Consider the following 10,943-nt stretch of genomic DNA (forward strand, 5'->3'; position numbering starts at 1 on the left):
TCTCCTTACAAATGTGTTTTCGGATCTGAGGCATCTGCCAATGCTTGCCCAACCAAGAACAAAGCCATGGTAATCAAGACAAAGATAAAGACAGGAATCCAGAACAGATAAGAGTCCGTCGTCATGTTTGTCGAGTATTGCGAAATCATTCGCCCTAAAGAAGGCGTATCGGCTGACAAACCAATTCCTAAGAAACTCAAGAAAACTTCGTAAGAGATGAAACTTGGCAAGGTTGTTGATGCCATGGTCATAATGACAGAGACCATGAAAGGAAGTGTGTTTTTCGTTACGAGGCGCCAGGTTTTTGTGCCGAGCGTTCTTGAGGCCAAGTTATACTCGCGGTCTCGAATAATCATGACCTGTACCCGAATGAAATAGGCAGTTCCCAACCAAGAGGTTGCGCACATGGCAAAGAGCAGGTTCCAAAAACCATTTCCGAAAGCAAAAGACAAGACCATTACCACTAAAATCAATGGCACGTTGCTAAAGATATTGTAAACTTCAAGCATGAAGCGGTCAATGCGTGGCGAATTCCCCCAAATCGCACCAACAACAACACCGAGTACCGTTGTAATCACCGTCGCCAAAAATCCAATCAAGATTGAGGTTCTTGCCCCTGCCCAAACAGCGTCAAACAAACTTTGACCGTTCGAATCCGTTCCGAACCAATATTTCAAACTTGGTGGATTATATCTGGCAGCAAAGTCATTGATATTTCCTGTATTCATGAAACTATAGCCTGAAAACATGGGCTGAATAAAGCTCATCAGTACAATCACCAACATGATAATCAACATGACAATGGTTAATTTAGAGCTAAAAAATTTCTTGAATACTGAACGCCAGTATGAATAAACAGGAGCGTCAATCCGTTCAGAAGCCAGTTGATCCACTTGGACCAAATCAAACATTTCAGGTGTTAATTCTTCAATATTATTCATTTTCATCATTTTTCACCTCGTTTCTTCACGGTAAGATTGATTCGTGGGTCAATTACGGTCATCAACAAATCTCCTACAATCAAGGCAATGACAGCCGTTAAGGTGAAAATAAAGGTTAAGCCGACAACCATGGCATTATTATGTGACAAAAGCGCTGCTGGTAAAAGTTTTCCCATACCAGGAACATTGAAGATGGTTTCAGTAATGGTTGCACCACCGATAGAGGCGATGATTGATACTGGGATTCCTTGAACAATCGGGATCATGGCATTTTTCATGATGTGACCATTTGAGATTTCACGCTCAGTCAAGCCCTTAGCTCTCGCAAAACGAACATAATCACTCAAAGACTGGTCAATCATGAAGCGTCGAATCCATTGAATGGTACCGCCAATCGAAATCGCTGATAAAATAAAGACTGGAAGAACATAGGACAATGGATTTTGCGCTCCTAAATCAGGGAACAAGGTTGGAAGTCCAATGCTACCACCGATAAATTGTAAGAAATAAACAAAAGCAAGACTCGGCAGGGCAATAGACAAGATGATGAAGGCATTTCCTAAGCCGTCAATCCAAGTGCCTTTTTTACGGGCAAACAAAATCGACAAGGGAATTCCTAAGCCATAAGTGATGATCAAAGCAAGCGTCCCAATCAAAAATGATGTGGTAAGCATGGATGGATCAGCATAATTGTTTTCTGTTAGCGAATAGGGATCAGAGCCAAATTTCGCTTTGGTTGGTGCATCTGTCTTACTTGGACTGCGGTATTGTGCCGTATGAATATTGGCAGATGACAACATTTTTCCTTCTGGGAAGTTGACTTGAGACAAGACTGCTTCACCTTGGCCTTGTTCAATGACCTTCAAGACTTCTTGTCCATCATAACTTGGGAAAGATTGGCCCAGATACAAGTGGACGATGTTTTGATGAATGTATGGGAAATGTTTGTCGGTATAAATTTGATATTTATATTTTGTTCCACTTCCGATGAGTGCAAAGCCGCCTTTCGTATTCATGCTGTAGCCACGTTTGAGGTCTGGATTTGATTTGTCTTGCACATGCCAGATGTTATCAATCTGAATCATTTGTCCATAAAATCTTCCGACCCGCTCATAAAGTGGAATTTCACGCACGGCATAATAAGCTTTACTCTTTGGCATTTGCTTAATTGTCCAGCCACCACCTGCTTTTTTGGCCCATTTTTCAAGGCTTGTTTTGTTTTCATCTGTCAGCTCTGACGACGCTTCAAAACCGCTCTTGTCAGCTTTGGCAATCAGTTCACGCGTATTCAAATACTGAATGTAACCCATTTTGTCGTAGATGGTATTTTCATAATCTGTCCGTTTGTCAGGGACTGATGCAATTTTGTTGTAGTTGGCATCGTTATTGAAAACCATGTGACGAGGAATGAGTGTATAGACCAACATATAAGTTAACGTTGTTACCATAAAGACTGAAAATAACCCACGCAGGATACGTCCAAGTGTATATTTTAACATATTGAATCCTCTACCTATTTTTACTTCTAAAACAACTCAAATGCCTCCAAGAGGGAGAGGAGGCATCTGAATTATACAAATCAATTAGTCTTTTGCTTCATCAAGCGTTGTTGCTTTTTCGTTAGCTTTCTTAAATTTGGCATAAGCTTCGTCGTATTGTTTTTGGTCAACGACTTTATTTTGAAGTTTTGTATATTTGTAACGTGTTGTTGTTACACCATTCATAACTCCGGCTTGTCCATAAGCTGTAGAGAAAGGAACCACTTTAGAAAGTTTTGGAAGTCCACCGTCCGCTTGAACTGGGATTTGTACAAAACTATTCAAGAGATGTGCTTCTGCTTTCGCATACGCTGTGTATCGTTTGTCTAAATCTTTTGTATCAGTGTATTTGGCTGCATCGTCAAGCAATGTGTCATACTTATCGAGTCCAACTGCTTTAATTGCAGCTGTTTGTGCAGCACTTGATTTTTCAGTTTCAGTTCCTGTCAAACCAAGCGTTTGAAGCATATCACCATGACGGCTATCATAGATATTCAGATAGGTAGATGGATCGACATAGTCTGGTCCCCAACCTGAAGCTGTTGAAATATCAAAGTCAGATTGAGCACCTGATGTAGCCATGTAAGTCCCTGCATAGTATGAATCTTGGTCTGTCAGGTAAAGGTCAATCACAACATTGTCTTTTCCAAGTGTTGATTCGATTGATTCTTTCAATGATTTTGCTTCGTTGATCAAAAGAGTTGAACTTTGATCTTGTGGAAGATCCAAATGGATTGGGAATTGAACGCCTTCTTTTTCAAGTGCTGTTTTGGCCTTGTCAAATTCAGCCTTGGCAATTGTTGTGTTATAAGTACTGTTATTACCAGTCGTAATGTCTGTATCTTTCCATACAGATGAATCAAGACTGTCCAATTCAGATTTAACAGTATCTCCATAAGGTTTGCCGTCAATATTGACAAAGTTTGTTGGTACCAAGCTGTTACGGACTTTATTTTCCGCTCCATCTTTACCTGAAACTTGTGCCAAGTAGTCCACTCGGTTAAGTGAATAACTGATTGCTGCACGGAAATCACGGTTAAGAATGGCTTTCTTCGTTGATTCTTTTTCTTTGCTTTCTGTTTTCTTCGTCATCTTGTAAGATTGACGGTTCAAGTTGAAAGTGATGTTATAAGTTGAAGAACCTGTCAAACTAAAGTTGACATCATCTTTATATGATTTTTCGACATCTTTGTAAGATGAATCATTTGGATAGACAGTGGCTTCAGTATAAACATCTTTGTCAAATTGTTTAAAGAGGTTTCCAGGTTGTGAGCCGTCATAATAATTCAACTTGATGTTCTTGATATGCACGTTCTTTTTGTCCCAATATGAAGGGTTGGCTTTCATTTCGATGACTGATTTTGAAGTGAAGTTTGAAAGTGTGAATGGCCCGCTATATAGCAAGTTATCTGGTGAGGAAACTTTACCAAAATCTTCGCCCTTACTTTCCAAGAAATCAGAGTTGATTGGGAATAAAATTGAATAAGCTGTGAGAGAATTCCAGTATGAAGCTGCTTCATTCAAATGATATGAAACTGTACCAGCTTCATCATCTGCTGTAATACCAACTTTTGAAAAATCTTTTGTCTTACCATTCACATAATCATCTAAACCTTCGATCAAAGGTTGAACCAAGTAAAGCATGGTTGATTTTGTATCAACCGCGTGTTTCATCCCTGTCACAAAGTCAGAAGCCTTAATCGGTGCATAGGTTGAGCCATCTGCTTGCACCCAGTTAATGCCACTGCGCAATTTGTAAGTATAGGTTTTTCCGTCATCACTGACAGACCATGATTTGGCAAGCGCACCCACGTAATTTCCGTCAGGGTCATTTTCCATCAAACCGTCTTGGAAGTTTGAGTAAATTCCTGAATTGACGCTTTGGTTTGTTGACACATAGTCAAAAGTTGTTGGGTCTGTCGAATAGACATAAGTATAATTGGTTGGTGCATCTTCAGTTTTTTCTGTCGATGATTTACTTCCACAAGCGGTCAAAAGCACCGCCGCAGAAAGAACAGCAGCCGAAATTCCAAAAATTTTAGCTTTTTTCATTAAATTCCTCCAAAAAGTTCGTCTCATTTAGTAAGTTCATATTAAATTGTCTGAAAATTACTATTTTTTATATTCTATACAAAATTTTTATAAAAATCAAGCATAAAATAATAAATTTATTAAATTTTTTAATAAATTTATTATTTTATAACAATTCGCACATTTCTTTCTATAAAAGGTCCTATTTTTGGACAAAAAAAAGACCTTGTCAATGCTGACAAAAGCCTTTTATGCTGTATAACTTGCGATTTTTTCAACGATGTCACTAGATTTTATTTCATAAGTTTCATCAAACTTATCCTCTGCATAAAAATTATCATCATCATGTACAATCAGTATCGTGACAATTTTATTATTCTTTAATTTTACTACATCTAATTCTTTCATGTGTTATCCTTATCCGAGACCAACTGTATAAGAAACTTGATTACTAGCAATCATTTATTTTTCAATCTTATAAATTCAATTTACCATTTTTTAAATTGGTTAGATTTTTTTCAATGTCACTAAATGGAACAGTTGGCAAAATCAAATCATCATCGTCAGTCGCTTCAAACATAAAATTTTTATCATCAAAAATTTCAACGACCCAGCCTTTTTGACCATTTTTAAGCTCGACATAATCATATTGTTTTATTTTCATCATTTGCCTCCGTGTGCAATTCTAACAAAGCTTAAATCAATTCTATTTTTTTAATTTCATTAGGATAGAACACAACAGGCTGCCCTTGTAGTTTCCCTGACTCTGGTGTGATACAAATATATTCGCCTTCGTCATCATTATCAGCACTGGTAGTATAGTCTGAAACTCTACCAATCCAAATTTTATTTTCGATGCTAACGATTTTGACTCTCTTTGCAAGATAATCAACAATTTCCATTGGTTTTCTCCTCCAATTTTCTCATGATATATTCGAGTGATTCTTTTTCGCTGAGTTGGTCAAACATATTAAATTTATAATCGTAAGGCATAAGATAATCGTTAATATTTATATCAGCTGGTTTCCAAGTTTTGTCTTGAAAATCAAACATATCACAAATACGATTTTGAAAGTCGAAATTGATGATTTTTCCTTCGTTCAATTTATCTTTAAGTTTATAATATCCCATTTTTATCCCCCAGCTTAGTATATCATATCTCACGCACTTTTTGTATTTTATTTAAAACAAAAAAAGAACAGGAAACCTGTTCTTTCTATTTTTTTCTTATGCTTTAACTTTTTTCAATGCACCAAACAAGACGCCTGAGATTACTGCTCCGATAAGGATAAAGAGCAGATAGAGGAATGGGTTGTTTGTCAAGGCAAGAACGAAAATTCCGCCGTGAGGTGCCATCAATTTGATATTGGCAAGTCCTGTCAATCCACCAGCAACGGCAGCACCAACAAAGAATGATGGGATTGCACGTGCAGGGTCAGCAGCAGCAAATGGAATTGAACCTTCTGTGATAAATGACAAGCCCATAACGATATTTGTCAAACCTGAGTTACGTTCTTCTTTGGTAAATTTATTTTTGAACAAGAGTACAGCAACAGTTGTTGCAAGTGGTGGAACCATCCCACCAGCCATAACGCTGGCCATGATTACTGATCCACCTGTTGCAACTGTTGAAGCAAGTGTTCCTGTCGCAAAGATGTAGGCAGCTTTATTGATTGGGCCACCAAGGTCAATGGCCATCATTCCACCAACAACAATACCAAGAAGGAGTGCTGATGATCCTGACAAGCTGTTCAAGAAATTGCTCAATGCAACGTTGACGCTTGCCATTGGAATATTGATGAACAACATGATAAATCCGGTAATGGCTGTCCCAAGCAATGGGTAAAGTAAGATTGCTTTGATTCCTTCTAAAGAATTTGGCAATTTAGAAAAGGCTTTGCGAAGCAAGAGAATGACACCACCAGCAATGAACCCACCGACCAATGCACCCAAGAAACCTGAAGGAATCATTTTAGCAGCATCTAATTTTCCAAAAGCCATTCCGCTTGAAGCCATTGAACCAGCTACGAAACCTGCTACAAGCCCCGGACGGTCAGCGATTGAATTCGCAATATAACCTGACAGGACTGGGAGCATGAAGGCAAATGCTGCACCCCCGATGTTTTTAAAGTAAGCTGCAATAGGGTGATAGACCCCAAGATTTGCCAACTGGTCATGAGGGACACCAAGGGATTGGTCAATCAAGAAGGCAAGTGCAATCAAAATCCCACCACCAACAACGAATGGCAACATTGCAGAAACGCCACCCATCAAATGTTTGTAAAATGCTTTTCCGAGTCCTTGTTTTTCGCCGCTGTCATCGCTGACAACTGCTTGACCATTTCCTTTATAAACTGGCGCTGTTTCTGACAAAGCCGCGTTAATCAAATCTTCTGGATGACGAATGCCTTCAGCAACAGGTTTTGAAATCAAGTGTTTTCCTGCGAAACGTGGCATGTCCACTTTCTTATCTGCTGCAATGATAACACCATCCGCTTTTTCAATATCAGCAGCCGTTAATTTGTTGCCAACACCTTTAGCACCGTTTGTTTCAACTTTGATGGCGATACCCATTTTTGCAGCTGTCTTTTTGAGAGATTCTTCTGCCATATAAGTATGTGCAATCCCTGTTGTACAAGCAGTAACAGCTACCAAGAACTTGTCAGAGCTGACAGGGAGTTCGATTTCATCTTCTTCTTTTTTGATGAACAAATTAGAAATTTCATCAGCTGATCTTGCAGCCAAAAGTTTGTCTTTGAAGCCGTCTTGCAACAAGAATTTTGACAATTCAGCAAGGGCAGCCAAATGCGTGTCGTTTGCCCCTTCTGGTGCCGCAATCATAAAGAAGACTTGTGCTGGCTGACCATCAAGTGAGGCATAATCAACACCTGCTTGACTTCGTGCAAACAAGACAACCGCTTCTTTGACTGCACCATTTTTTGAGTGAGGCATGGCAATTCCATCGCCAAGACCTGTTGACGTTTGTGCTTCACGCGCCAAAATCCCAGCTTTAAACGTTGCAAAATCAGTGACAAAACCTGTTTCAACTAATTGATTAACCATTTCATCAATGGCAGCTTCTTTTGTTGTTGATTTTAGATCTAAAATCATAACTTTTTTGTTTAATAAATCTTTGATTTCCAAGAGAAATCCTCCTTATTGTTAATTTATTTTTTCAATTTTTATTTGGTCGAAGCATGACGTAAGAAAGGCTTCTGTTGGCATGTCATCTGAGAAAACTTTTGCTGTTCCACAAGCCACTCCTTGCTTGAAGGACTTGAGTGGATCTTGTGATTTAGACCATTCAGCGATAAATCCTGCCACTGTCGAGTCACCAGCACCAACTGAATTTTTGATGGTGTTTTTCACAGGTGCGGCAAAATAAACATCTTCCTTGCTAAAGAGTAAAGCCCCGTCGCCCGCCATTGACACCATGACATTTTTTGCGCCCATCTCAAGTAATTTTTTACCATAAGGAATGATCTCTTTCATCTCATTGAATGTGACATCAAAAATGGCTTCTAACTCTTCGCGGTTAGGCTTAACAACCAATGGTTTTTGCGCCAATGTGCGAAGCAACTTTTGACCGTCCACATCAATGGCGAAATTAGCACCTTTGGAAACAATTTTTTCAATCAATACTTCATAAAAGGTATCACCTAAACTTTTTGGTGCCGTTCCTGCCAAGGCAACAATATCGTTAGCTTGCAAGAGGTCAAATTTTGCTAAAAAGCGTTCAATGTCTTCTGCGGTCAAGTCCGGTCCAGCAGCATCAAGACTGGTTTCTGAAGCGGCTGTCTTAAGTTTGACATTGACACGAGATTGGCCTTGAATTTCTGTGAAATCTGTTTGAATCCCTTGGGTAATCAGACTATCTTTGATGGCTTGTCCTGTAAAACCGCCGATAAAGCCTAACGCTGTATTTTCCGTTTTTAACAAGGACAACATTCTACTTTCCATAATGCCTTTGCCACCCGGTGTCATTCGCGTGACTTTCGTCCGATTGACATCCCCGATTTCGACTCTGTCATAAGCCATAAAATAATCAAGGGCTGGGTTCAATGTTACTGTGTAAATCATTCATCTTCTCCTATACTGCACTAACTAAAAAACAGTTTGCTTTTTAGTTAGGCTGCTCGCGCAGCTTTCCTTATTCGCTCACCGCTCCAAGGGCAGTCATTTGCAGACTAACTAATAAAATCTTAACGATTTTAAAGTTAGCCTAGTATATTTCGTCTGTGATAATTTCAATTTCTTCCGCTGATGCAAAACAAACAAAGCTGCGTTGGCCAATTTTACTTTTATCAATCAACAAATAAGAACTGTCCGCTTGTAAAATCGCTGTCCGCTTGACTGCCGCTTCTTCCGTATCTGGTGTCATGGCTCCATTTTCTGGGTCGTAACCATTGGCGCCGATAAAAGCAACATTGAAGCGATAATTTTTCAACTGATTGATTGCCTGTCCACCGATAACTGAGTCAGTACTTTTTTTGATGAGTCCACCTAAAATATATACCCTAATCTGCTCGTTAATCAATAATGAGGCGTGTGTCACCGAATTGGTAACCACCGTTACTTTCATCTTTAAACCATTTAGCTCGGCAATCAAAGCACCTGTTGAGGTCCCCGCATCCAAATAAATGGTATCGCCATTGGCAATTTTTTTGAGGGCCTTTTTGGCAATGTTTTGCTTTTCTTGAACGTTTTTGGTAGATTTTTCAAAATAAGACAACTCATCGGAAAAATCCTGAATGAGTTCTGCACCGCCATGAATTCTTCTTAGGCGTTGTTCTTCTTCCAATTCATTCAAATCCCGTCGTATTGTTGACGCAGAGGACTCTGTCAGCTCTTGCAATTCTTCTAATGTTGCCCTTTGCTTCTGGTTGAGAAATTCTAAAATAATCATTTTTCGGTCATTTGCTAAAATTGTAATCGCCTCCTTGAAATCACTTACATTTTAATTATACACTTTTATTTTTCAAAATCAACCAAAAACTATCATTTTTTATCAAAAAAAAATAACTTGTTAAAAGTTATTTTCGTTTCTTTTATTTTTTGAGATAATCAAGCGCTGCAAATGCTGTATGCACATAATATTCCACAGCCACACTAAGCGCTTCGTCTTTTAGGGTCATATCTGCGAAATGTAGCCCTGAGGCACCAACTTCGTTTGAGCCGATAAAGGCAAAAACCGATGGAGCTTGTCTTCGGTAAGAAGCAAAATCTTCACCCGCACTTGATGGTTCTGTAACAATCGTCGCTTCATGCCATTTTTTCGTCATATCAAAGAGATGAGCAGTCAGCTCTGGATCATTATAGGTTGCATCAGATCCCATAATCCAATGAATGTCAGCTCTGACACCAAAGGCGCGCGCTGTATTTTCAACCACTTCGATGAAGCGCTGTTTCGTCAAGGCCGTTATTTTTTCGTCAAAAGTTCGAATGGTCCCTTCAAAACGCGCTGTGTCTGGCAAAACATTCCAAGTATTTCCTGCTTCAACATGCGTGACAGAAAGGACCGCAGCTTCAAGCGGTGGCACGTTGCGTGAAACAATCTGTTGGAGATTTTGCACGATTGCTGAAGTCGCAAGGATTGGGTCAATTCCCTCATGAGGATAGGCAGCATGACTTCCTTGACCAATAATGGTTACATCAAATTGCTCAACCGCAGCCATCACACCCTTTTCTCTCAACCCAATCACACCGGCTGGAAGCGTAGGCATGTTGTGATAGCCAAAGAAAGCATCAACATCAGAAACAAGTCCCGCTGCTAAAACATCACGTGCCCCTGTCCCTAACTCTTCTGCAGGTTGAAAAATAAGTTTGACCGTCCCTTGAAGTTCCTGCTCACGACTTTTTAGAATTTTGGCAGCACCTAAGAGACTGGTCATGTGCATATCATGGCCACACGCATGCATGACTCCCTCATTTTCAGAGGAAAAATCAAGTTTGGTCTTTTCTAAAATAGGCAAAGCATCAATGTCAGCACGTAAGGCAATGACCGGTTTTCCTGAGCCAATTTGTGCAACAAATCCAGTTTTCAAAGTTTCGCTTGGCAAAATCTCAATTCCTAAAGCCTCAATTTTTTCACGCAGAAAGGCCGTTGTGGCAAATTCTTGCTCGGACAATTCAGGATTTTGGTGAATATGATGACGAATCGCAATCAAATCTTCAATTTCATTTTTTTCTAACATACTTTATTTCTCATTCTAATTTTGATCTATCCTGTACCAACTATAAAAATTAGTTAAGCTACATATCTTTCTAGTATAACAAATATTTGCTTATTTGATGATTTATTTTTTTAAGGTAAATTGTAAAATTAGTTTAGCCACCTTGAAGTAAGCAAAACGCATCTGAATTTCTTATACTTGAATTGGGAAACACAAGTAGGAAGAGGATTCAGATGCAAGACCATTATAACACACGAAAT

General features: G+C 39.2%; 11 protein-coding genes. All 11 read right to left on the reverse strand.

Annotation, left to right across the window (positions count from 1 at the left end; translation table 11 throughout):
- Positions 1-5: 5 nt before the first annotated feature.
- The 11 genes from oppC to GHI45_RS09740 all read right to left on the reverse strand — a co-directional run bounded on the left by oppC (position 6) and on the right by GHI45_RS09740 (position 10,704).
- A complete protein-coding gene (oppC, locus tag GHI45_RS09690; protein ID WP_147780553.1) occupies positions 6-941 on the reverse strand; it encodes an oligopeptide ABC transporter permease OppC in 936 nt (311 codons plus the stop codon).
- A 5-nt stretch (positions 942-946) separates the two neighbouring features.
- Positions 947-2,440 carry an ABC transporter permease gene (locus GHI45_RS09695; protein ID WP_147780516.1) on the reverse strand — a complete coding sequence of 498 codons (1,494 nt, stop codon included), beginning with the start codon at positions 2,438-2,440 and terminating at the stop codon, positions 947-949.
- 84 nt (positions 2,441-2,524) lie between these two features.
- Positions 2,525-4,531 (reverse strand): peptide ABC transporter substrate-binding protein, encoded by a 2,007-nt coding sequence (locus tag GHI45_RS09700; RefSeq protein ID WP_147780515.1) that lies wholly within the window; start codon positions 4,529-4,531, stop codon positions 2,525-2,527.
- Between the two features lie 228 nt (positions 4,532-4,759).
- Positions 4,760-4,918, reverse strand: coding sequence for a hypothetical protein (locus GHI45_RS09705; protein WP_153497444.1), 159 nt, complete (start codon positions 4,916-4,918; stop codon positions 4,760-4,762).
- Positions 4,919-4,985: 67 nt separating this feature from the next.
- Positions 4,986-5,177 (reverse strand): hypothetical protein, encoded by a 192-nt coding sequence (locus tag GHI45_RS09710; RefSeq protein WP_147780514.1) that lies wholly within the window; start codon positions 5,175-5,177, stop codon positions 4,986-4,988.
- 28 nt (positions 5,178-5,205) lie between these two features.
- The gene (locus GHI45_RS09715) at positions 5,206-5,412 is read right to left on the reverse strand and encodes a hypothetical protein (protein ID WP_147780513.1); all 207 of its coding nucleotides are present in this window, start codon (positions 5,410-5,412) and stop codon (positions 5,206-5,208) included.
- Positions 5,399-5,641 carry a hypothetical protein gene (locus GHI45_RS09720; RefSeq protein WP_147780512.1) on the reverse strand — a complete coding sequence of 81 codons (243 nt, stop codon included), beginning with the start codon at positions 5,639-5,641 and terminating at the stop codon, positions 5,399-5,401. The genes GHI45_RS09715 and GHI45_RS09720 overlap by 14 nt, the downstream gene beginning before the upstream one ends.
- A 96-nt stretch (positions 5,642-5,737) precedes the next feature.
- Positions 5,738-7,654 carry a fructose-specific PTS transporter subunit EIIC gene (locus GHI45_RS09725; RefSeq protein WP_147780511.1) on the reverse strand — a complete coding sequence of 639 codons (1,917 nt, stop codon included), beginning with the start codon at positions 7,652-7,654 and terminating at the stop codon, positions 5,738-5,740.
- 18 nt (positions 7,655-7,672) lie between these two features.
- Positions 7,673-8,590 carry a 1-phosphofructokinase gene (gene pfkB, locus GHI45_RS09730; RefSeq protein ID WP_147780510.1) on the reverse strand — a complete coding sequence of 306 codons (918 nt, stop codon included), beginning with the start codon at positions 8,588-8,590 and terminating at the stop codon, positions 7,673-7,675.
- Positions 8,591-8,732: 142 nt separating this feature from the next.
- Complete coding sequence (locus GHI45_RS09735; RefSeq protein WP_153497445.1) at positions 8,733-9,416, reverse strand: DeoR/GlpR family DNA-binding transcription regulator; 684 nt, start codon at positions 9,414-9,416, stop codon at positions 8,733-8,735.
- A 142-nt stretch (positions 9,417-9,558) separates the two neighbouring features.
- Positions 9,559-10,704 (reverse strand): amidohydrolase, encoded by a 1,146-nt coding sequence (locus GHI45_RS09740; protein WP_147780508.1) that lies wholly within the window; start codon positions 10,702-10,704, stop codon positions 9,559-9,561.
- Positions 10,705-10,943 lie beyond the last annotated feature (239 nt).

It is taken from the genome of Lactococcus sp. dk101 (assembly GCF_009601055.1).
GTDB lineage: Bacteria > Bacillota > Bacilli > Lactobacillales > Streptococcaceae > Lactococcus.